At 64.5% G+C, this 21513-nt stretch carries 21 protein-coding genes and 1 pseudogene; 9 read left to right on the top strand and 13 right to left on the bottom strand.

Annotation, left to right across the window (positions count from 1 at the left end):
* Positions 1-27: 27 nt before the first annotated feature.
* The 5 genes from TMS3_RS18025 to folM all read right to left on the bottom strand — a co-directional run bounded on the left by TMS3_RS18025 (position 28) and on the right by folM (position 2450).
* Complete coding sequence (locus tag TMS3_RS18025; RefSeq protein WP_025166689.1) at positions 28-369, bottom strand: HopJ type III effector protein; 342 nt, start codon at positions 367-369, stop codon at positions 28-30.
* Entirely contained in the window at positions 366-671 is a 306-nt protein-coding gene (locus TMS3_RS18020; RefSeq protein WP_025166688.1) for a DUF1244 domain-containing protein, read from the bottom strand. The genes TMS3_RS18025 and TMS3_RS18020 overlap by 4 nt, the downstream gene beginning before the upstream one ends.
* A 111-nt stretch (positions 672-782) precedes the next feature.
* Positions 783-1154 carry a dihydroneopterin triphosphate 2'-epimerase gene (gene folX, locus TMS3_RS18015; RefSeq protein WP_025166687.1) on the bottom strand — a complete coding sequence of 124 codons (372 nt, stop codon included), beginning with the start codon at positions 1152-1154 and terminating at the stop codon, positions 783-785.
* Between the two features lie 2 nt (positions 1155-1156).
* Positions 1157-1717, bottom strand: a complete 561-nt coding sequence (gene folE, locus TMS3_RS18010; protein ID WP_025166686.1) for a GTP cyclohydrolase I FolE — start codon at positions 1715-1717, stop codon at positions 1157-1159.
* A 22-nt stretch (positions 1718-1739) separates the two neighbouring features.
* Entirely contained in the window at positions 1740-2450 is a 711-nt protein-coding gene (folM, locus tag TMS3_RS18005) for a dihydromonapterin reductase (RefSeq protein ID WP_025166685.1), read from the bottom strand.
* A 436-nt stretch (positions 2451-2886) separates the two neighbouring features.
* Here folM and TMS3_RS18000 point away from each other — a divergent pair, with 436 nt between their 5' ends.
* Complete coding sequence (locus tag TMS3_RS18000) at positions 2887-3840, top strand: MerR family transcriptional regulator (protein ID WP_025166684.1); 954 nt, start codon at positions 2887-2889, stop codon at positions 3838-3840.
* Positions 3841-3889: 49 nt separating this feature from the next.
* Here the strand turns inward: TMS3_RS18000 and TMS3_RS17995 are convergent, their stop codons facing one another.
* A complete protein-coding gene (locus tag TMS3_RS17995) occupies positions 3890-4498 on the bottom strand; it encodes a hypothetical protein (RefSeq protein ID WP_025166683.1) in 609 nt (202 codons plus the stop codon).
* Positions 4499-4564: 66 nt separating this feature from the next.
* Entirely contained in the window at positions 4565-5014 is a 450-nt protein-coding gene (locus TMS3_RS17990; RefSeq protein WP_025166682.1) for a PAS sensor domain-containing protein, read from the bottom strand.
* Between the two features lie 102 nt (positions 5015-5116).
* Between TMS3_RS17990 and TMS3_RS17985 the strand changes: the two genes are divergently transcribed.
* The 6 genes from TMS3_RS17985 to TMS3_RS17960 all read left to right on the top strand — a co-directional run bounded on the left by TMS3_RS17985 (position 5117) and on the right by TMS3_RS17960 (position 10037).
* Entirely contained in the window at positions 5117-5569 is a 453-nt protein-coding gene (locus TMS3_RS17985) for a flavodoxin (RefSeq protein WP_025166681.1), read from the top strand.
* Entirely contained in the window at positions 5569-6036 is a 468-nt protein-coding gene (locus TMS3_RS17980) for a cupin domain-containing protein (RefSeq protein WP_025166680.1), read from the top strand. Before TMS3_RS17985 ends, TMS3_RS17980 begins: the two co-directional genes overlap by 1 nt.
* Before the next feature lie 159 nt (positions 6037-6195).
* A complete protein-coding gene (locus TMS3_RS17975) occupies positions 6196-6978 on the top strand; it encodes a class II aldolase/adducin family protein (RefSeq protein WP_025166679.1) in 783 nt (260 codons plus the stop codon).
* Positions 6975-7856, top strand: a complete 882-nt coding sequence (locus TMS3_RS17970) for an alpha/beta fold hydrolase (RefSeq protein ID WP_025166678.1) — start codon at positions 6975-6977, stop codon at positions 7854-7856. Before TMS3_RS17975 ends, TMS3_RS17970 begins: the two co-directional genes overlap by 4 nt.
* Before the next feature lie 135 nt (positions 7857-7991).
* Positions 7992-8903: an SDR family oxidoreductase gene (locus TMS3_RS17965; RefSeq protein WP_025166677.1), complete on the top strand. Its 912-nt coding sequence runs from the start codon at positions 7992-7994 to the stop codon at positions 8901-8903.
* Positions 8904-9266: 363 nt separating this feature from the next.
* On the top strand, positions 9267-10037 hold the full coding sequence (locus TMS3_RS17960; RefSeq protein ID WP_025166676.1) for a crotonase/enoyl-CoA hydratase family protein: 771 nt from the start codon (positions 9267-9269) through the stop codon (positions 10035-10037).
* Positions 10038-10041: 4 nt separating this feature from the next.
* Here TMS3_RS17960 and TMS3_RS17955 read toward each other — a convergent pair whose 3' ends face one another.
* The 3 genes from TMS3_RS17955 to TMS3_RS17945 form a co-directional block, all read right to left on the bottom strand.
* Positions 10042-11580, bottom strand: coding sequence for a sigma-54-dependent transcriptional regulator (locus TMS3_RS17955; protein WP_025166675.1), 1539 nt, complete (start codon positions 11578-11580; stop codon positions 10042-10044).
* Positions 11581-11656: 76 nt separating this feature from the next.
* On the bottom strand, positions 11657-11965 hold the full coding sequence (locus TMS3_RS17950; protein ID WP_025166674.1) for an I78 family peptidase inhibitor: 309 nt from the start codon (positions 11963-11965) through the stop codon (positions 11657-11659).
* Between the two features lie 144 nt (positions 11966-12109).
* Positions 12110-13021, bottom strand: coding sequence for an EamA family transporter (locus tag TMS3_RS17945; protein ID WP_025166673.1), 912 nt, complete (start codon positions 13019-13021; stop codon positions 12110-12112).
* Between the two features lie 171 nt (positions 13022-13192).
* Between TMS3_RS17945 and TMS3_RS17940 the strand changes: the two genes are divergently transcribed.
* Positions 13193-13852, top strand: coding sequence for a hypothetical protein (locus TMS3_RS17940; RefSeq protein ID WP_025166672.1), 660 nt, complete (start codon positions 13193-13195; stop codon positions 13850-13852).
* A gap of 143 nt (positions 13853-13995) precedes the next feature.
* Here TMS3_RS17940 and TMS3_RS17935 read toward each other — a convergent pair whose 3' ends face one another.
* From TMS3_RS17935 to TMS3_RS17925, 3 genes are all read right to left on the bottom strand, one after another.
* The gene (locus TMS3_RS17935) at positions 13996-14349 is read right to left on the bottom strand and encodes a DUF1428 domain-containing protein (protein ID WP_025166671.1); all 354 of its coding nucleotides are present in this window, start codon (positions 14347-14349) and stop codon (positions 13996-13998) included.
* A 242-nt stretch (positions 14350-14591) separates the two neighbouring features.
* Positions 14592-15935 carry a short-chain fatty acid transporter gene (locus tag TMS3_RS17930; RefSeq protein WP_025166670.1) on the bottom strand — a complete coding sequence of 448 codons (1344 nt, stop codon included), beginning with the start codon at positions 15933-15935 and terminating at the stop codon, positions 14592-14594.
* A 607-nt stretch (positions 15936-16542) separates the two neighbouring features.
* Positions 16543-21132 carry a DEAD/DEAH box helicase gene (locus TMS3_RS17925; RefSeq protein ID WP_200929707.1) on the bottom strand — a complete coding sequence of 1530 codons (4590 nt, stop codon included), beginning with the start codon at positions 21130-21132 and terminating at the stop codon, positions 16543-16545.
* 251 nt (positions 21133-21383) lie between these two features.
* On the opposite strand from TMS3_RS17925, the pseudogene TMS3_RS25100 reads away from it, so the two are divergent.
* A pseudogene (locus TMS3_RS25100) lies at positions 21384-21513 on the top strand (multidrug ABC transporter ATP-binding protein); the annotation flags it as partial.

Genomic DNA, 21513 nt, shown 5'->3' with positions numbered 1-21513 from the left:
TATTTGTGTGCAGCTTAAGCAGCTACTTCAGGCTTTACGCTTCAGTGCGGGTTGCTCGAAGCGCACGCCTGCCAGGCCGGTGGCCATCAGGGCGCGGATATTGCCGTGGTCACTGCCGTCCGGGGTGGCCAGCACGCTGCGGTAGTGTTCGCCGAAGCATTGCAGGGTCTCTTCCAGGCTCAGGCCTTCGAGCAGCGCCAGGCTCAGGGTCTTGCAAGAGCCCTCGTTTTGTCCGGAGGCGTTGTCCACCGCGCCATTGCTGAAGGCGCTGGGCTGGTAGTCATAGTGCTCGGCAATAAATGCCAGGGTCTCGGCAAAGATGAACTGTTCGCTGTGCAAGCGCGCGCGAAAGTCGCTGAGGGCACTCATGCCTTCTTGCCGTCGGCGTTTTGCTTGTTGAAAGCAGCCTGCTGCTCGGCACTGGCTTCTTGCTGGTATTTTTTCTTCCACTCGCTGTAGGGCATGCCGTAAACCTCTTCGCGGGCCTGGTCGGGCGTTACCTCGAGGCCGGCGTCGTCGGCGGCCGCCTTGTACCACTTGGACAGGCAGTTCCGACAGAAACCGGCGAGGTTCATCATGTCGATGTTCTGCACGTCGGGACGACTGCGCAGGTGTTGGACCAGGCTGCGGAAGGCGGCAGCTTCGAGTTCGAGACGTTCTTGCTCGGTCATGGCGATGCTCTCTAGGGCGGCAGGGCAGGGATGCCGGCGATGATAAGAGCCTGCTTGCCTGAGGGCAATGGCCCGGTGTCGGCGCGCACTGGGCCGAGCTGCGGCTATCGCCTAGCGGTGTCCCGCGAGGGTGATGGATACCGATTCGGCAAAGCGCAGCGCGTGCGGCTTGTCGACTTCCACTTCGGCGTAACGCACGGTCGCATGGGTCATCACCAGGTCGAGAATTTCCTGGGTCAGGCGTTCGAGCAGGGCGAAACGGTTGCCTTCGACATGCTGGATGATCGCCTTGGTGATGGTGCGGTAATTCAGGGCGTGGTCGATGTCGTTATCGCGCACCGCCTCGACCGCCGGGTAGAGAATGGTCAGGTTGATCAGCACGTCCTGCTTGTTGTTGATCTCTTCTTCCTTGATGCCGATATAGGTGCGCAAGCGCAGATCCTTGACGCGAATGCGCGCCATGCCAGGTTCCAGTCGCGGCATAGTTACTTACTCCGTCCGATCAGTTGCAGAAATTCTTGGCGGGTGTTGCTCGACTCGCGAAACGCCCCGAGCATCACCGAGGTGCTCATCAGCGAGTTCTGCTTCTCCACCCCGCGCATCATCATGCACATGTGTTGGGCCTCGATCACCACAGCCACGCCGGCGGCGCTGGTTACCTGCTGAATGGCATCGGCGATCTGCCGGGTCAGGTTCTCCTGAATCTGCAGGCGCCGGGCATACATGTCGACGATCCGTGCGATCTTCGACAGGCCCAGCACCTTGCCGGTGGGGATGTAGGCGACATGCGCCTTGCCGATGAAGGGCAGCAGGTGGTGCTCGCACAGCGAGTACAACTCGACGTCCTTGACCATCACCATCTCGTCGTTATCGGAGGCGAACAGCGCGCCGTTGACTACTTCTTCCAGGCTGCTCTGGTATCCATGACACAGGTACTGCATGGCCTTGGCTGCACGCTTGGGCGTGTCCAGCAGGCCTTCACGCTCGGGGTCTTCACCTACACCGATGAGGATCTCACGGTAGTGATTGGACAGAAGGTGGTTCATCGATGGGTCCTCGCCGCACCCCTCACTTGAGGTGGCGGCCGCCGTTGACGGTAAGGGTGGTGCCGGTGACGTAAGGGTTATCCAGCAGATAGCGCAGGCTCTGGTAGATCACCTGCGGGCCCGGCTCTATGCCCAGTACGGATTTTTTCAGGGCCTTGGCGCGGTAGGCAGCGTCATCCTCGGGGTTGAACATGAGCAGCGCCGGGGCGATGCCGTTGACTTTGATCTGCGGCGCCAGCTTGGCGGCGAATGACAGGGTCAGGCTGTCCAGGCCGGCCTTGCTGGCGCAGTAGGCCGGGCGATTGGCGCTGCCTTTGCGGGCCACATCATCGCTGATATGGATGATATCGGCGGGCGTCGACTGGCGCAGCAACTCGGCGCAGTGCAGGTTGATCAGGTACGGCGCGAGCATGTGCACGTTGAACAGCTGGGCAAAGGCGGCGGCCTCCTGGCCGGGCGTTTCACTCAGCCAGTCGGAGGCGTTGTGGATGATCGCGCGCAGGCTGTCGGTGTGGCTTTTCAGCCGCTCGATAAAGGCGAGGATGCTGGCTTCACTGGAAAAGTCGGCCGGCAAGGTCAGTACGCCGCGTTCGCGCAGGCGTGACAGGCCAGGGCGCTCGCGGCGGTAGGTCACGATCAGCGCGTGACCGTCGTCGAGCAGGCGTTCGGCGCAGTACAGGCCCACGCGTTGACTGGCACCAGTGATCAAAATAGGGGCTGCACTAGCGCTCATGCTCGACTCAGACCGATTAAAAGGGAGGCTCAGCGACGCAATGCCGGGATACCTGACCAGTAAGACATTGCGCCGACTGAGCCTGTTGCAAAGTTATATCAGCCACTGCTGTTGTACAACCATGAGCGCCGCAGGGGTATTGCAGTCGCAGGCGCAATTCGATCTATTTCATTGAGCTGTATGGGCTTTCTAGTGAAGCGAAAATCATGATTAAACTGATAGTAAATTGTGCATTCTGTGTTGTGTTGTATCGGTATTTGAGCGGCTCTTCGCCTGAGCCTGTTTCCGTGTCTTGGTGCGTTGGCAGTCTACGAGCGATGACGCTCCATCGTTGCGTCGCCACGGCAACTCCGCCTGTGTACAGATTGCGTCCAACGTTTGCCGCCAATGGCTGGGTTACAATGCCGGCAACCTGTTCATTGTGATACCTCTTCCCATGTCCGATCTGGTAGGTGCTGCGTCCCCGGTTTCGAGTGCCCTGAAACAGGAGGAGTTGTTTCCCATACGCGAGGTTTGCCGTGTGACCGGTGTCAATCCAGTGACGTTGCGGGCCTGGGAGCGGCGTTACGGGTTGATTCAGCCAACCCGGACCGAGAGTGGCCATCGATTGTATTCGCAGGCCGACATCGAGTCGGTGCGCAGTATCCAGGGGTGGATCGAGCGCGGTGTGGCGGTCAGCAAGGTTGCCAAAATTCTCGCAAAGAGCGTCGCTGGCGAGGACGCTAATACACAGCTCTATCAAGCGGCTGCCGGCGATGAGTGGCTTGAGTGGCAGGCGCAATTGCGCCGGGCGGTCAGCGGCTTTGACGCCTTGCAACTGGAGCGATTATACGGGCAGGTGTTTTCCAGCTATCCGTTGCCGGTGGTGTTTCAAGAGATCCTGATGCCGCTCTGGCAGGAACTGTTGCTGCGCCAAGGCGAGTTTGGCCAGATCAGTGAATGGCTGTTCTTCGATACCTTCTTGCGTGCACGTGCCTTACAGCGTTTGCAGAACCTGCGTAATCAGAGCGAGGAGCAGGTGTTGCTGGTCGCCTTACCTGGCCATTGCCGCGAGCTGGAGTTGCTGGTCGCAGGGTTGCTGCTGAGTAGTGTGGATATCGTCATCGGCGTATTGGGCCTGGGCCAACCGCTGCAGGAGTTGTCGCTGATCTGCGAGAGGATGCAGCCGCAGGCGTTGGTGTTGTTTTCTAATCAACCGCCGAGTGACGACTTACCGCGCGTATTGGCGCGTTTGGCTTTGGCCCTGGATTGCCCGCTGGCGCTGGCGGGGAAGGGCGCCGAGTTGGCCGAAGACAGTTTGAGCGGCTCGCCGATAGCCAGCCTGGGCAATGAGGGCCGTTTGATGCAGCGTCGCTTGCGGCAGTTTCTGGCGGGTCATCTGGATACCTGAATCACGCAGTGCCACGCCACGACACGATCGAGGTCTTGGTCGTGGCTGGTTAAGCCGGATGCGCCTCAGGGTAGAGGCTGCGGTGCTGTTGATAGATGAACTGACGTAAACGTGCGCTGCCACGTTGGTCGAGTGGGTCGAGTCGGTACACCAGCAAACCCCGAATGGTCTTGCGCACGAAACTGCCCTGAATGGCGATCGGCTTCTGTTCGGCTAACGGCAGAATCAAGCTGAAGTGCTCGGGTGGCGTACGTTTCGCGCGAAGTTCGATCAGCAGCCCGCTCATCGATAGCTCATGCACCCACAGGTCACTCGGTTTGGTGTTGCGTTGGCGCAGGACCACGGGTGGGGTCAGCGGCAACCGCCAGGGGCGGCTAATCGGGCCCTCATCGAAAATCTGCGGCGTGCCGAGATCCAGATGTTGCTGGTGATCCTCGTCTTCGATCAACTGCGGGGTGAAGGTCATGCGCTGGTTGGCGAAGTGCGCCTCGATGGTCAGCTGTTCATGGGATGCGCAGAGGGCGAGCAACGCCTTGAGTTGCCCGCTCGCATCGACTTGTAGGCTGGACTTGGCCTTGCGTGTCTTGGCTACAGGCTGATCCTGTAGGCGCTGGATAAAATCCAGTTCCGCCTGGGTGAGTAATGGCTGGTCTTGCATGGTCGAGTTCTACACAAAGGCGGCTTGAACTCTTAAGACTGCGAAATGTGGTATTTGTTGCAGCGCTTACAGGCTTTTTAACGCGGCCAGTTCCGCCTGCAGGGTCGCCAGCTCGGTCTCCAGCTGTCGGACCCGCTCCTGAGCCTGCACCTGCTCGGTGACGTCTTTCTGGATGCCAATGAAATAGGTCAGTTGATCGCCCTCGTTGAACACCGGGGTGATCGACAGCTCATTCCAGAATGCGCTGCCATCCTTGCGGTAGTTGCGGATGATCTGGCGGCACGGCTGATGATTCTTCACCGCCTGGCGAATAACAGCCAGCCCGGGCTGGTCGTGATCATCTGCCTGCAGGAAACGGCAGTCCTGGTAGAGAATCTCGTCACGGGTGTAGCCGGTGAGCTCCTCGAAGGCAGCGTTGGCGTAGATCAGGATGTTGTCATCGCCTTCCTGTTCGGCCACCACTATGCCGTCGTTCGAGGCGTCGATCACCAGTTGCAGCAGTTTGGCATTGATCATGAGGCGATTTCCCAGTCCAGGTTGGCGCATTCTAAAACATCCGGTACGCCTGCGTACTTGCGGCATAATGCCCGGCGATTTCTATCTGTTGCGGAGTTGTTTATGAAAGTCGCCATCCTCTCTGGCTCGGTTTACGGCACTGCCGAAGAAGTCGCCCGGCATGCCGAGCATCTGTTGAAGGACGCCGGTTTCGAGGCCTGGCACAACCCGCGTGCCACGTTGGCGGATGTGCAGGCCTTCGCCCCCCAGGCCTTTCTTGTGGTCACCGCGACCACCGGCATGGGCGAGCTGCCGGACAACCTGCAGCCGCTGTATTTTGCCATTCGAGACCACTTGCCGGCCTGGAACGGTTTGCCGGGTGGAGTGATTGCTTTGGGCGATGCCAGTTATGGTGACACCTATTGCGGCGGCGGCGAGCTGGTGCGCGAACTGTACGCCGAACTGGGCGTGCACGAGGTGCTGGCGATGCTGCGCCTGGACGCCAGCGAGAGCGTCACTCCGGAAACCGATGCAGAACCCTGGCTGGCCGAGTTCATGGCGGAGCTGAACGTCTGATGCATCCGCGCGCCAAGCAACTGATCGAGCTGCTGCAGCTGCAGCCGCACCCCGAGGGCGGCTATTACCGCCGGGTGTTCGAGTCGGCGCAGCGCTTGCCCAGCGGGCGACTGTGCTCCACGGCCATTCTGTTTCTGTTGCCGGCCGGCGTGGTCAGTCGCTGGCACCGGGTGGATGCCGATGAGTTGTGGCATTTCCATGAAGGTGCGCCGCTGCAGTTGTTGATCGCCGAATCTCCCACGACGCTGCGCGCGCAACGACTCGGCCCGGTCGATGCCGAGCAGTTGCCGCAACGCGCGGTGCCGGCTCATGCCTGGCAGGCGGCGCGTAGCCTGGGCGATTTCACCCTGGTCGGCTGCACAGTGGCCCCGGGCTTCGATTTCGCCGGTTTTCGCATGCTCAGCGAAGACCTCGAGGCCCAGCGCGATTGGCCACAGCTGCGCGAGCAGTATCCCGAGCTGTTTTGATTATCGCTGCGCAGGCCGGGGCGTAACCCGGGGAGTCAGGGCTGAAGCTGCGTTTGACTCGCACAGTCACTAAGCTGGCTGCCAGGGCAACTCACCTTTATCGCGGCCCTCGCTAGACTCCTAGGCATGTTCTTCACACTCACTGCCGAGGTGTACGCCATGACTGCCGCCCACGTTCTGCCCACCGTTAACCTCAAGGAGCAGGTGTCCGCCGCCGAATGGCAGACCCGTGTCGACCTGGCCGCCTGTTACCGGCTGATCGCGCTGTACGGTTGGGATGACCTGATCTTCACCCACATCTCGGCCAAGGTGCCGGGCAGCGAAGAGTTTCTGATCAACCCTTTCGGCCTGATGTTCCATGAGATCACCGCCTCCAGCCTGGTGAAGATCGACCTGGCCGGCAACAAGCTGATGGACAGCCCCTTCGAGATCAATCCGGCTGGTTACACCATCCACAGCGCGGTGCATGAGGTGCGCCACGATGTCGCCTGCGTGCTGCATATCCACACCGCCGCCGGCATTGCCGTGTCGGCACAGAAACAGGGCCTGCTGCCGTTGTCGCAGCAGTCGCTGTTCGTCCTCGCCAGCCTGGCCTATCACGGCTACGAGGGGGTGGCGCTGAACCATGACGAGAAGGGCCGCTTGCAGCAGGATCTGGGCGACAAGAACTTTATGATTCTGCCCAACCACGGCCTGCTGACCGCGGCCGGCAGCATCGCCGATGCCTTCCTGATGATGTTCACCTTGCAGCGCGCCTGCGAAATCCAGGTGATGGCGCAGAGTGGCGGCGCCGAGTTGATCCATATTCCTCAGCAGATTCTCGATGGCGCCAAGGCGATGGTCGCAGGGGTGATGAAAAGCCCGCAGGGCATGGGCGGCGCGCTGCCCTGGCCGGCGCTGCTGCGCAAGCTCGACCAGCAGATGCCGGGCTATGCCCAATGACTGCACTGCCCGGCATTGCCCTGGCGGATTGGCGCGGCGAAGGCCTGCCCTTCGAGTTTCGCGGCCATGCCATGCGCTATTGGACGGCGGGCGAGGCCAGCGCCGAGCCTTTGCTGCTGATCCACGGATTCCCCACCGCCAGCTGGGACTGGCATTACCTGTGGCGGCCGCTGAGCCAGCGCTACCGGCTGATCGCCTGCGACATGCTCGGTTTCGGCGACTCGGCCAAGCCGCGCGGGCACGCCTACAGCCTGTTGGAACAGGCCGACCTGCAGCAGGCGCTGCTGCAGCGCCTGGGCATCGAGGGACCGGTGCATCTGCTGGCCCACGATTACGGCGACAGCGTGGCCCAGGAACTGCTGGCGCGGCACCATGAAGGCCGGTTGCAGCTCGCCAGTTGCGTGTTTCTCAATGGCGGCCTGTTCCCGGAAACCCATCACCCGGTGCTGGTGCAGAAGCTCCTGCTCAGCCCAGTCGGTGCGTTGCTCGGCCGACTGTTCTCGCGCAAGACGCTGGCGGCCAATTTCGCCCGGATATTCGGCCCGCAGACCCAGCCCTGTGCCGCGGAGCTGGATGACTTCTGGAGCCTGATCGCGCACAACGATGGGCCGGGGGTCATGCACCTGCTGATCCGTTATATGCCGGAGCGCCGCGTGCAGCGTGAGCGCTGGGTCAAGGCCATGCAGCGTGGCGGGGTGCCGTTGCGATTGATCGATGGCGCGGTCGATCCGATCTCCGGCGCGCACATGCTGGCGCGCTACCGTGAGCTGATCCCTCAGCCGGACAGCGTGCTGCTGGACGGCATCGGCCACTACCCGCAGACCGAGGCGCCTGAATTGGTGCTGGAACATTACCTGGCGTTTCGCCAAGCCTTATAAGCAGCGCCGATGATAGTTGGACGTCGTCATCCTGCTGTCTTATCGAGCACCATTCAGCGGCGGGCGTGTTGATTGTGACCGGCGCTGGTCTGCAGGACACTCGGTGTATTGTCCATCTGCCGAGGAGTCGATCCCATGAGTGAAACCATCCGTTTTCAAGACCAGGTCGTGATCGTTACGGGGGCCGGTGGCGGCTTGGGGCGCACCCACGCGCTGCTGTTCGCCAAACACGGTGCCAAGGTGGTGGTCAACGACCTCGGCGGCAGCACTCATGGCGAAGGCGCCAATAGCTCGGCGGCGGACAAGGTGGTCGAAGAAATCCGCGCCGCCGGCGGCACCGCGGTGGCCAACCATGATTCGGTGACCGATGGCGAGAAGATCGTCCAGCACGCCCTGGATACCTTCGGTCGCATCGACGTGGTGGTGAATAACGCCGGCATCTTGCGCGACAAGACCTTCCATAAGATGGAAGACGCCGACTGGGATCTGGTCTACAAGGTGCACGTCGAGGGCGCTTACAAGGTCACCCGCGCCGCCTGGCCGCACATGCGCGAGCAGGGCTATGGCCGGGTGATCTTCACTGCGTCGACTTCGGGCATCTACGGCAACTTCGGCCAGTCCAACTACGGCATGGCCAAGCTCGGCCTGTATGGCCTGACCCGTACCCTGGCCATCGAAGGGCGCAAGAACAACATCCTGGTCAATGCCATCGCCCCCACTGGCGGCACGCGGATGACCGAAGGGCTGATTCCGCCGCAGGTGTTCGAGCAGCTCAAGCCCGAGCTGGTCAGCCCGCTGGTAGTCTATCTGGCCAGTCAGGCCTGTGAGGACACCTCCGGCTTGTTCGAAGTCGGTGGCGGCTGGATCGGCAAGGTGCGCTGGGAGCGCAGCCTGGGCGCCGGTTTCGACCCGCGTGCCGGTTTCAGCCCGGAAGATGTGGCGGCCCACTGGCAGCAGATCTGCGACTTCGACGGCGCGGCACACCCGGCGGATAACGTCGAGGCGCTGAAAGAGATGATGGCCAATCTGCAGAAATTCGCCCTGTAAACCCGCCAGCCTGACGGGGAAATCGGCCAGCGCGCTGATTTCCTCGCGATAGGCAATTAAGGTAAAGGCCGGCTCATTGCCGGCCTTTGGCGCTTCAGGGCCGTGCTAAACGAAGGCGTAGCCCGGATGAAATCCGGGGCATTTGCTGGGGCCAGACTCTCCGTTTCCGGATTGCATCCGGGCTACGGTATTGAACTGGGCTGTTGTGGGCGCGGCCTTGGCCGCGAAAAGTTGTTATCTCAGTGTTGTTATCTGGATAAAGTCCAGAGCATCTGCCGGCGGCCGGATCCGCCAGTCACCGGGTTAGAGCCGGGCGACGCTCGAGCGTCAGCCGTTTCGTCGTCTATTAATGGAGCGTGCGTCATGAGTGTTCTCGTCGAGAAAAACGGTCCGATTACCACCCTGACCATCGGTCGGCCGCAGCAGCGCAATGCTGTGGACCGACCGACCGCCGATGCCCTGACCGCTGCGTTGCGTGCGTTCGAGGTCGACGAGCAGGCGCTGGTGGCGGTACTGACCGGCGCCGGCGGTACTTTTTGCGCCGGTGCCGACCTCGGCGCGGTGGCCGAAGGGAGCGCGCGCGTCAATCGCCTGGAGCTCGACGGTGATGGGCCAATGGGGCCGAGTCGCATGCAATTGAGCAAGCCGCTGATCGCCGCCATCGAAGGCCATGCGGTGGCCGGTGGTCTGGAGCTGGCGTTGCTCGCCGATCTGCGGGTGATGGCCGATGACGCGGTACTCGGGGTGTTTTGCCGGCGCTTCGGCGTGCCACTGATCGACGGCGGTACGGTGCGCTTGCCGCGGATTATCGGCCAGGGCCGGGCGCTGGACCTGATCCTCACCGGCCGCCCGGTGTTGGCCGCCGAAGCGCTGGCCATGGGCCTGGTCAATCGAGTGGTGGCGGCCGGTTCGACGCTGGCCGCCGCGCAACAGTTGGCCCGGGAGATTGCCGGCTTTCCGCAGCGTTGCATGCTGGCCGATCGGGCCAGCGCCTATGCGCAGTGGGATTTGCCGTTTGCCGAGGCGATCGCCAGCGAGTTTCGCGGCGGTCTGGCGGTGATCGAGAGCGGCGAAACCCGCTCTGGTGCGCAGCGCTTCAAGGCCGGCGCGGGTCGCCACGGCAGGTTCCAGTAACGCTTCAGATTTTTCTGGGAATGCCGTACTTGCGCAGACGCATGGCGATCGCGCTGTGCGAGGCATGCAGCCGCGCGGCCAGTTGCCGGCTGGACGGGTGGCTGGGATAGAGCTTCTCCAACAAGGCCTTCTCGAAGTCGGCCACTGCCGTTTCCAGGCTGCCGATGTCACCTTCGAGCTGAGCAGGCGCCATGGCTGTGCCGGCGATATCCAGATCGTCGATCTGCACCAGGTTGCTCTCGCAGATCGCCGCAGCGCGAAAGATCACGTTTTGCAGTTGACGCACGTTGCCCGGCCAGCGGTTGCCGAGCAGCGCCGGGTAGGTGTCCGGCGTCAAGCGGCAGGGCAGGCGTTGAATCTGCTTGCAGGCATGCTGCATGAAGTGTCGGGCCAGCAGCAGGATGTCCTGGCCGCGTTCGCGCAACGGCGGCACTTCCAGGTTGAGCACATTCAGGCGGTAGAACAGGTCTTCGCGAAACTCGCCGGTGCTGACCATCTGCTCCAGGTCGCGGTGGGTGGCGCTGAGGATACGCACATCGACTTTCACCTCACGCTCGCCGCCGACCCGGCGGAAGCTGCCGTCGTTGAGAAAGCGCAGCAGCTTGGCCTGCAGATACGGTGACATCTCGCCGATTTCATCGAGAAACACCGTGCCATGGTTGGCCAGCTCCAGTAGCCCCGGCTTGCCACCCCGCTGGGCGCCGGTGAAGGCCCCCGGGGCATAACCGAACAGTTCGCTTTCGGCGAGGTTCTCCGGCAGTGCCGCGCAGTTCAGCGCCAGAAACGAGGCATTGCTACGGGCGCTGATGGCGTGACAGCCACGTGCCACCAGCTCCTTGCCGGTGCCGGTCTCGCCGCGAATCAACAGTGGTGCATCGAGGGAGGCGACACGCAGCGCGCGGGTCTTGAGGGTACGGATCGGCGCCGAGTCACCGAGCAGCGAATCGAAGCCCTCGGCATGGTCGTGGTGCAGGGCCGCCAGCCGAGCGCCGATACGGCTCGGCTCATACAGGGTCAGCAAGGCGCCGGCGAGGCGGCGCTGGCCGCTGTCGACGGTTTCACTGATCGGCGTGGCTTCCAGCAGCAGGGCCTGGCCATTCAAGGTGACTTCGCGCAGCGGCAGACGGAAATGCTGTTCCAGCAGGGCGTTTTGCAGCTCCGGGTTGGCGAATAGCTCGCCGAGCGATTGGCCATCCGGCTCCTGCTCACACAGGGCCACCAGCGCCGGATTGGCCAGTAGCACGCGCCCCGCAGCATCCACCGCCAGCACCGGGTCGGCCATCGCCGCCAGCAGGGCATCGAGCTGCAAGCGGCGGCGCTGGCCGGGGAGGATGTCGACGATGGTCACCGCCTGCACACCGCGCACCTTGAACAGGGCTTCGCGCAGCTCGTCGAGCACCGCAGTGCTCAGGGTCGGCGCGTCGATGTAGACGTTAGGCGGCAGCATTTCCACCGCATCCAGGTTGAGATTGCGCCCGCCGAGCAGGGCCAGCACTTCCTGGGTGATACCAACGCGGTCGATAAAGGTGACATGGATGCGCATGCGGGCAACTGGCGGTGGTTAGCTGGGGGCTGCAGTATGCCCGGTCTGCGTGGCTTAGTTAACCGAGGGCGAGTGTTCAGCCACAGGTAATGCGATCGATGACCTCGGCCTCGTCGGTATCGATGTTCAGGCGGCGAGAGTTGTAGTCCAGGGTCATGGCATCGCTGGGTCTCAGTACGCGAGCGGTCCGCGCTCCGGCCTGTTGGCGGATCTGCTTGACCAGGCCGGGGGTGGCGGTCTGTCCGAGGTAGCTTTGCACCGCATCGGCGTTGCACTTGCCGCTCGGGTTGACAGGATTGGCGGCGGTATCGGGGCTGTCGACCGAACTGCAGCCGGCCAGGATGGCGAGCAAGACGAGGCTGCTGGAAATGATTGTGCAACGCATGGAGTGATCCTCGAGTCGATGCGCCTGGGCTGGCAGGCGCGCGGGGTGATTTGGGGTGTCTATCCGACTGCAGTGCCGGGCGGGTGTTCCGCCTCCAGTGACTATTAGACGTACAGGTTCAAGGGACGCTTAAGCCCGTGCAGCTCAAGCATGTCGACGGTACGTCAGCAGCACAATACCGCTGACCACTATGGCGCCGCCAATGATCTGCGTCTGGTTGAGCATTTGTCCTAGGATCAGCCAGCCCAGCAGCAGGGTCGCCACGGGCTCGATATTCATCACTGGCGTATTTCGCCCCATGTCCAGTCGCGGCATACAGATGAACAGCAGAGAGAAACCGGTGCAGTACAGCAGGGCTAGCACGCCCAGGGCGATCCAGCCGGTGGCGTTCGAGGGCGATTGGAACCCGCCCGGGATCAGCTCGGCGCTGCCTGCCGCCAGCGTCGCGGCGAAAACCACCAGCATGGTCAGCATGCTGCGCAGCGAACCGCGCAGGCTGGACAGCTTGTGTTCGGTCACCCACAGCGCACTGGCGAAAGCACAGGCTGCCGTAAATGCCAGGCCGATACCCAGTAGCCAGCCGCTGCCGATATGTTCGCGGCCGCTGAGGCGTGCCGGCACGTCGAGGGCGAACAACAGGCCGAAGAGGATCAGGGCCATCAGCAGAGCCGTACGTCTGGTCGGCGGTGAGCCGCCGAGCGCCCAGGTGAGCAGGGCCAGCAGAATCGGGAAGATATTCGCCACCAGCAACGCCAGGGCCACTGGAATTCGCGCCACCGCCGAATACAGGCAGAGGCTTTGCACGGCCAGTAACAACCCCAGCAGCAACTGCCAGCGCCAGGTTCCGGGTGGCAGGCGCAGGGCTTGCCGTTGCCACAGAACCAAGGCCACGAGCGCCAGCAGGGTCACCCCGGAACGGCAGAGTACCGCCAGCAGCACGCCTGAATCGTTGTCGAAGGCGATACGCGCGGCGATATGGTTGCCGGCGAGGATGCAGGCGAGAGCGGCCAGCATCAATACGGCGATGGGACGGGGAAACGGCGTAGGGGCGGACATAAAACGCGGGCACTTCCTGGGCAGAATTGACCCTCTGCAGGGGCATAGGCCGCCAGCATGGGGCGACGGATGGTGGCGCGCTTTGTGGGCATCGTCAATTGAGCTCATCTAGGCTTCAGCCTGTTAACCACTTGTCGGTTCGGGGGAGCCGACTGCGCAGGAGACACGTACATGCACAGGATGACTCGCACACTTGCCCTATCGGCGGCCTTGTTGGCAGTAGCCTGCAGTTTCGCCAGCCAGGCCGAGCAAGCCGATATGACCTTCTTCGTCACCAGCCAAAGTATGGGCAAGGGCGCCGATCTGGGCGGGCTAGCCGGTGCCGACCAGTACTGCCAGGCGTTGGCCGCTGCCGCCGGCGCTGGTCAACACACCTGGCGTGCTTACCTCAGCACCACCGCCACTGAAGGAGAGAAGGCGGTCAACGCCGGTGATCGCATCGGTCCAGGACCTTGGCAAAACGCCAAGGGCGAGGTCATTGCCCAGACGGTCGCGCAGTTGCACGGCGACAACCAGCTGACCAAGGCCACGGCACTGGATGAGCGCGGCAACCCGATCAAGGGACGTGGCGACTCGCCGAATATGCACGACATCCTCACCGGCTCCAAGGCGGACGGCACGGCGTTCGCCGCGGGTACCGACCTTACGTGCAGCAACTGGACCAGCAGCGGCGAGGGCGCGGCGCAGGTCGGTCACCACGACCGCATGGGCCTGCGCGATGATGCGCCGTCACGCTCATGGAACTCCTCGCATCCCTCGGGGGGGTGCAGTGGCGAGGCGCTGGCCGGCACGGGCGGCGCGGGGCTGCTGTACTGTTTTGCCGCGGATTGACGCGGCCAGCGGCGAAGCGACGGCTGAGGGCGTCAGTCCGCTCCGCCAGCTTTTTGCTGGCGGTCGCAGACGAACGACCTCAGCCGCCTGCTGGCGGTCAGTGAAGGGATACGGCCCATGAATGACTGCGGCCGCGGCGGAGCTCAGGCGTCCACTATCACCTCAAAGCCGCCGTAAATCAGGCGTTGACCATCGAACGGCATGGGGTTGCTGTCCGGCTGCAGGCGAGGGTCGGCCATGACCTTCTGCATGCCCGCGTCGCGCGTCTGTCGGGACGGCCAGGTCACCCAGGAAAACACCACCGTCTCGTCGTCCTTGCGCTGCACCGCCATCGGGAATGAGGTGACTTTGCCTTCGGGCACGTCATCGCCCCAGCACTCGACGACGCTCAGCGCACCGTACTCTTTGAACACCGCCGCGGCCGATTGCGCATGCCGCCGGTAGAGTTCGCGGTTGGCAGTGGGGACGGCGACGACGAAGCCATCAACATAGGTCATGTTCGATCTCCTGCTCGGATTGAGGGAGGGCGCAGTCACGTGCGCGGGATCGGTGCGCCAGCGGGGCATGCCGATCTACCTAGTAGTCGACCCACCCGGCAGCAGATCGACACGCCCAACGACACGCGAGGTCCGTGTCGACCAGTGGTAGTTCCCGCGTCGCCGACACTCACCCCCAAAACAAAAAGCCCCGGACCAGGTCCGGGGCTTTGCTTGGCTGAGGCCGCAAACGCGACCTGGGGTCAGGCCAGCAGGTAGAAGGCGCCCGAGATCACCACGCCGGAATACAGCAGGGTGATCAGGCAGTAGCCCATGATGTCCCGCGCGCCCAGGCCGACGATGCCGAGCAGGGGCAGCGCCCAGAAGGGCTGGATCATGTTGGTCCAGGCATCCCCCCAGGCAATGGCCATGGCCGTCACCGCTGGCGAGACGCCCAGCGCCTGGGCGGCGGGCAGCATGATGGGGCCTTGCACGGCCCATTGGCCGCCACCCGAGGGCACGAAGACGTTGACCACGCCGGCGCTGAGGAAGGCCAGCACCGGCAGGGTGTCGGCCGACGCCCAGGCAATGAACTGCTCGGTGATCTGCCGGCCGAGCGATACCCCGTCGGCGTTGACGCCCATCATCATGCCCATGATGCCGGCGTAGAAGGGGAACAGCAGCACGATCCCGCCGATCCCGCGCACGCTGGTTTCCACGGAGCGCATGTAGCGCTCTGGCGTGCCATGCAGCAGCAGGCCGCAGAACAGGAACATGGCGATGACCACATCCAGGCCCAGGACAAAGCCTTTGCTGCTGAAGTGGCTGAACAGGTAAACGCCGGCGATTGCCACCAGGGCAAGGCCGAGGATGCGGCTGTCATCCAGGCGTTGGGCGGGGGTCGTGCGTTGCGGCAATTCCGCGTCGGTCTCGACCAGGCGAGCCGGATCGGCCACCTTGGCATTGCTGCGCGGGTGCATGGCCCAGTTGAGCAGCGGCAAGCCGATTACCAGCAAGCCGATGATCACCAGATTCAGCGGCGTGAGCAGAGTTTGCGCGACACCCACGGGTTCAGTCAGGACCCCGGCCGTGATGCGGGCCAGATCGGGGCCACCGGTTGCCATCGACAAAGGAATCGAACCCGACAGGCCGCCGTGCCAGATGAGAAAACCGGAATACGCCGAGGCCACCAGCAGTGGGTAGTCCACCCCCGCGACCTTGCGCGCCAGGGCGCGGGCAAACACCGCACCGATCACCAGGCCGAAACCCCAGTTGATCCAACAGCCCAGCAGCGCGACCAGGGTCACCAGCACCACGGCCTGCCCCGGCGTGCGCGCCAGGCCAGCCAGGCGATCCAGCTGGCGGTTGACGATGGGGGCGCTGGCCAGCGCATGGCCGGTCACGAAGATCAGGCTCATCTGCATGGCGAAGGCCAGCAACGACCAGAAACCGCTGCTCCAGTGTTGCACCATGGCCGGCAATGTTTGTTGGGTGGAGGTCATCCCCGCCACCAGCACAATCAGGGTCAAGATGGCGGAAAAGACGAAGGGCGAGGGGAGGTAGCGTTGCACCAGGGCCACGCTGAGGCCTATCACTTTATTGAACATCGATAACTCCGGTTATTGTTATGGGCCTTGTGGGCATTACGCGTTCGGTGAAGCGCGCATCCGAACGCTGACAATTGGTTATTCCCAGGAGGTATGTGCTGCGCAGTGCAAGCGGCCAGCGTCAGGCCGGGCAAACGCAGCACCGAAGTGTCGCGTGGGCTAGTTGATATTTTTAGTTTGTTTTCTTGCGGTATTAATTTGCAAAGCAAATAAATTGGCGTTTATTGCACGTACATAACAGATGGGCCTGCGCGTGACCATTTGACTAAGGTCTAACCTCAACACGTCCATGTCGCCGGTACTCAGCCATGGGTGAAGGGAGGTGCCTCGCCTTTCGCCTCCAGCCTTCCCATCCTGTGACGAGTCAACCCGCTCTCGGCCCCGTTCGCGCCGGCTGGCCTGCAGTTCAGCAATGAGTGGGGCGTCTGGTCATGCTCGTTGCCTCGCTCGAGCGGGCAGCTAGCGTGACCTATTTGAACTATCCATCGGAGTCATAGATACCGTCTTGCCCGCTGAGGGGCAAGACGGTATCTACAAGGCTGCTGCGCTTGCCTGCCTCACGCCATCCACGATAGCGATAGCGCACTAGCGGGACACCCGAACAGGCTCAGGGCTGCGTTCCGACGCGATGCGGGCCATGGCCCGGTACTGCCGGCAGGCCCGTCTGGCGGATCAGCGCAGCCTGCCATTCGCCCGCGGTGAAGGCATCGACCTCTTGCAGCAGGGTGGTTTTGCCCGCGACCAGGGTCGCCACCGGCACGCCGTCGCGGTACAGCAGGCGATTGCCGCTCAGCGCAGGCACCTTGTTACCGGGCAGCAGGGTACCGATCAGGTTCAGCGGGTCGCAACCGGACAGGCTGACCAGGCTGCCGTCGGCTGGACGCTTGCGCACCTCGCGCAACAGGCCGAGCGCTTCCGGCAGGGCGAACTGTTCGCCGGCTACCCCGGCGACGAAGCGTCCGCCACGGATTTCGCCACGCGCCTCGAGGCGGTGATAGACCCGCAACAGCTCGCGCCACGGCGGTAGCCAGTCGGCCTCGCGTGCCAGCAGGCGCCAGCAGACCACGCCGTAGCGCCGCAGCAGGGTACGCGCCACATGCTCCAGGGCTTCGGCACTGATGCTGTTCCCGGTAGTCTGTGCCTCGCTGGGCGCCCGCAGCAGCGCCCAGCGTCCGGCGTCCTGCATGTTGGCAAGCGCCCGCCGCGAGCGCCGCTGCTGTTGGCTGCGCTTGGCCGCCGGCAGCAACAGCGAGCGCAGCCCGGCGAAGCTGTCGGCGTTGGCCAGGCCGAGGCTGACCAGCTCGCCCAGGCTGTCTTCCAGCTCGCTGCGCAGCAGGTGCGCCTCGTCCTGCAACTCGTCGAAGAACAACGCGCCCTGGCTGGTCAGGACCTGGCGCAGGCGCTCGGCTTTGGCGGACAACTCGGCGGGCGGCGTATCGACCAGGCAGGCGCGCCACAGGCCCAGGCTCTTGCGCGGCAGCAGGACGATTGGCGTGCTGCGCAGCGGGCCGCCGGCCGAGCGGCTGCGCCCGGCCAGGCGGCACCAGACCAGGCGCCCGGAGCGACACAGATCGTCCAGCCAGTTGATCCCGTAGTCGGCCACCCGGCTCGGCAGCAGTTCGCTCTCCCAGGCCGCGGCCGCGGCCTGAAAACCTTCCAGCTGGCCGAGCACGCCGGCCAGGGCTTCGGCGCCGCGCACCCGGTTGGCCGGCGCCACGCGTTGCCAGTCGAACAGAAAACGCATGAAGTCGGCGCATGCCACCGGCTCGATCTCGCGGCGCAGGCGCCCCACCGTGTAGCGGTGGATGCGCGCCAGCAGGTGGCGTTCGCACCATTCCTCTTGCCTACTGCCCGCCTGCTCCGATCCCCCTGGGGTAAAGCGTCCGCGCAGCACATAGCCCTCCTGCTCCAGGCTGAGCAGGGCGAGGCTCACCGCCGCCTCGTCCTGCTGCAGCGCGGCGGCGATACGCGGCACTGGTAATGGGCCGAAGCCGCTGAGCCGCGCCCGTAGCAACTCGACCCGGGCGGCCTCCTCGTTCCAGACCTGGTCGAAGCCCTGCAGCGCCTGGATCGGCGGCTTCAGCTCGGCCTGAGGGTAGAGCGGCAACAGTTGCGTCAGGCGCTCGGCCGCCAGCCACAGCGCAGGTTGCCCCGCCAGTTGCAGGCAGCTCGCGCGCCTGGCTTTGCCCAGTTGTGCCAACCAGGCCGGCCAGCCGGCATTGGCCTGCGCCTCGGCCTGGGTGATGCAGCCCAGGCTCAGCAAGGCTTCGTGCATCTCATCGGCATCGCGCACTGCGGCCCAGGCCTCTGCGGCCACCGCCGGGATGGCGTCGAGATCCAGCGCGCCGAGGTCGTCGGCCGACTCCGGGTCGCTCCAGCGGCGATTCTGCACCGCCTGGGTGCGGCGCTCCTCCAGCGGCGCGTCGTCGAGGAAACTGTAGGGCCGGGCGCTGAGGATTTCCGCTGCAAGCGCCGAGGGCGCCGGCAGGTCGCGGGCGATCAGCTCGACGTCGCCGGCCTCCATGCGCCGCAGCAGGGTCAGCCAGGCCTCGCAGTCCATGGCCTGGTGCAGACAGTCGTCGAGGGTCTGCGCCACCAGTGGGTGGTCGGGAATCTCGCGCTCGCCGACCAGGTTCTCCTGGCACGCCACTTGGTCGGGGAACACCGTGGCCAGCAGGTCTTCGCTGCGCATGCGTTGCAGCTGCGGTGCCACCTTGCGCCCGCCGGCAAAGCGCGGCAGGGCCAGGGCGACGCCAGCGTTCCAGCGCCAGCGCACGGCGAACAACGGCGCATCCAGCACCGCCTGGATCAGCAGGTGCTCGGCGCTGTTGCTGTGCAGGTAGCGCCACACCTCGTCCAGCGGAAAGCTGTGGCTGGTGGACAGCGAGAGGATCAGCGCGTCCTCGGTGGCGGCGGCCTGCAGCTCGAAGTTGAAGCTACGGCAGAAGCGCTTGCGCAACGCCAGGCCCCAGGCGCGGTTGAGGCGGCTGCCGAACGGCGAGTGGATGATCAACTGCATACCGCCGGATTCGTCGAAGAAGCGTTCCATCACCAGTCGCCGCTGGGTCGGCAGACCGCCCAGAGACTGCCGCGCCCGCGCCAGGTACTCGACTATCTGCTGCGCCGCCGACTCGCCCAGGCCGATGGACTGCATCAGCCAGGTCGTGGCGGCATGCAGGCGGTCCTCCCCGCTCTTGCCGGTAGCCTCTTCGCGGCCAAGGCCGCTTCCACAAGCCGCGGCGCTCCTCTCTCCTGTGGGAGCGGCCTTGGCCGCGATTGCCGCACTGGCCGGCTCAGGATCATCTGGCCGCTCACCCGCCAACAGCCGCTCCACCGCTTCGCGCAGCCGCGCCACGCTGGCCGATAGCTCGTCGCTGCGCCCCGGCGCCTCGCCCAGCCAGAACGGAATGCTCGGCGGCAGGCCCTGGGCATCCTCGACCCGCACCTTGCCTGGCTCGACCCGCAGGATACGGTAGGACTGGTTGCCGAGCTGGAAGATATCGCCGGCCATGCTCTCGATGGCGAAGTCCTCGTTCAGCGTGCCGATCTGCAGGCCCTGGGGTTCCAGCAGCACGCTGTAATCCCCCGTGTCGGGAATGGTGCCGCCGCTGGTGAGGGCGGTCAGGCGGGCGGCGCGGCGACCGCGCAGGCGACGATTGACCGCGTCGCGATGCAGGTAGGCGGCGCGCACGCCACGGCGGCCGCTGTAACCCTCGGCGAGCATCTTCAGCAGGGCGTCAAAAGTGGCGCGTGGCAGGCCGACATAGGGTGCGGCGCGGGTCAGCAGTTGATAGAGGTCATCCTCGCGCCACTCGCGGCAGGCCACCTCGGCGACTATCTGCTGGGCCAGCACGTCCAGCGGCGCCTGGGGAATGACCAGGGCATCCAGTTCGCCGCGGTGTACGCAGTCGAGCAGCGCGGTGCACTCGATCAGCTCGTCGCGCGACTGCGGAAACAAGCGGCCCTTGGGCGTGCCACCGACGCTGTGGCCGGAGCGGCCGACCCGTTGCAGCAGGGCGGCAATGCTGCGCGGCGAACCGATCTGGCAGACCAGCTCGACCTCGCCGATGTCGATGCCCAGCTCCAGCGAGGCGGTGGCCACCAGCACCCGCAGTTCGCCGCGCTTGAGGCTCTGCTCGGCGTCCAGGCGCAGCTCCTTGGCCAGGCTGCCGTGGTGGGCGGCGACCGCATGGTTGCCCAGGCGCTCGGCCAGGTGGCGGCAGGCGCGCTCGGCCAGGCGCCGGGTGTTGACGAACAGCAGGGTGGTGCGGTGCTGCCCGGCCAGTTCGGCCAAGCGGTCGTAGACTTTTTCCCACACCTCGTGGCTCATCACCGCTTCCAACTGCACGGGCGGCACCTCGATGGCCAGGTCGCGGGCGCGGCTGTAGCCGATGTCGACGATCACGCAGTCACTGGGCGGCCTTGGTGGCTCGGCTGCGGGCTCGGGCAACAGCGTCAGCTCCGTTTGTACGACCTCGGGGTCGTCCGGCGGCAGCGGCGCCTGACTGCCGAGCAGGAAGCGGGCCACCGCCTGCAGCGGCTTCTGCGTGGCGGACAGGCCGATGCGCAGCAGCGGCCGGCGGCACAAGGCCTCCAGCCGTTCGAGGCTGAGCATCAGGTGGCTGCCGCGTTTGCTCCCGGCGATGGCATGGATCTCGTCGACGATCAGGCTGCGACAGCCGGCCAGCATCGCCCGGCCGGAGTCTGAACCGAGCAGTACGTAGAGCGATTCCGGGGTGGTAACGAGGATGTGCGGCGGGCATTTGCGCATCGCCGCGCGCTCGCTCGGGCTGGTGTCGCCGGTGCGCACCGCCGTGCGAATCTGCACGTCGGCCAGGCCCTGGCGCTGCAGTTCGGCGCGAATCCCGGCCAGCGGTTCCTCGAGGTTGAGGCGGATGTCGTTGGACAGCGCCTTGAGCGGCGAGACGTACACCACGCTGCAGCGCTCAGGCAGCGTGCCGCCCTGGCTCAGGCCTTCACGCACCAGCTCGTCGATGGCGGCGAGGAAGGCCGTGAGGGTCTTGCCCGAGCCGGTGGGCGCGGCCACCAGGGTCGAGCGGCCAGCCCGAATCGCCGGCCAGGCGCCGACCTGAGCCGCCGTCGGCACCTCGAACACGCTGCGAAACCAGGCCGCGACCGCCGGATGGAACGCCTGCAACACGGCCTCGGGCTGGGCTGAAAGGGACGTCGGCTTCATGGCGTCCATCATGCTAGCCTGCAGTCGCTAAATAAAGGCTCAGGGCGCAGTTGCGGATGGTCGGCCAGCCGCCAATAACGCGCCGTAGGCTGGCGTAGAGCGCAGCGAAACCCAGCAAACACCCAGGTAGCCTGACTGCCCCGTTTCCATTTCGGCCCGCCAGCCGATGCAATCAATCGCCGCCGCGCTTGCCTCACCCCACCCCAAGTTACATACACTCTGCCTTTCTCTTTTTCAGGCAAGGCCATCCCGTGCAACCGGTGATCTCGATCCAGCAACTGAGCAAGACCTACGCATCCGGCCACCCGGCACTGAAAACCATCAACCTGGATATCCGCAAGGGTGAGATATTCGCCTTGCTCGGCCCCAACGGCGCCGGCA

The organism is Pseudomonas taeanensis MS-3 (assembly GCF_000498575.2).
GTDB lineage: Bacteria > Pseudomonadota > Gammaproteobacteria > Pseudomonadales > Pseudomonadaceae > Aquipseudomonas > Aquipseudomonas taeanensis.
This window is presented reverse-complemented; position numbering and strand designations above follow the sequence as displayed.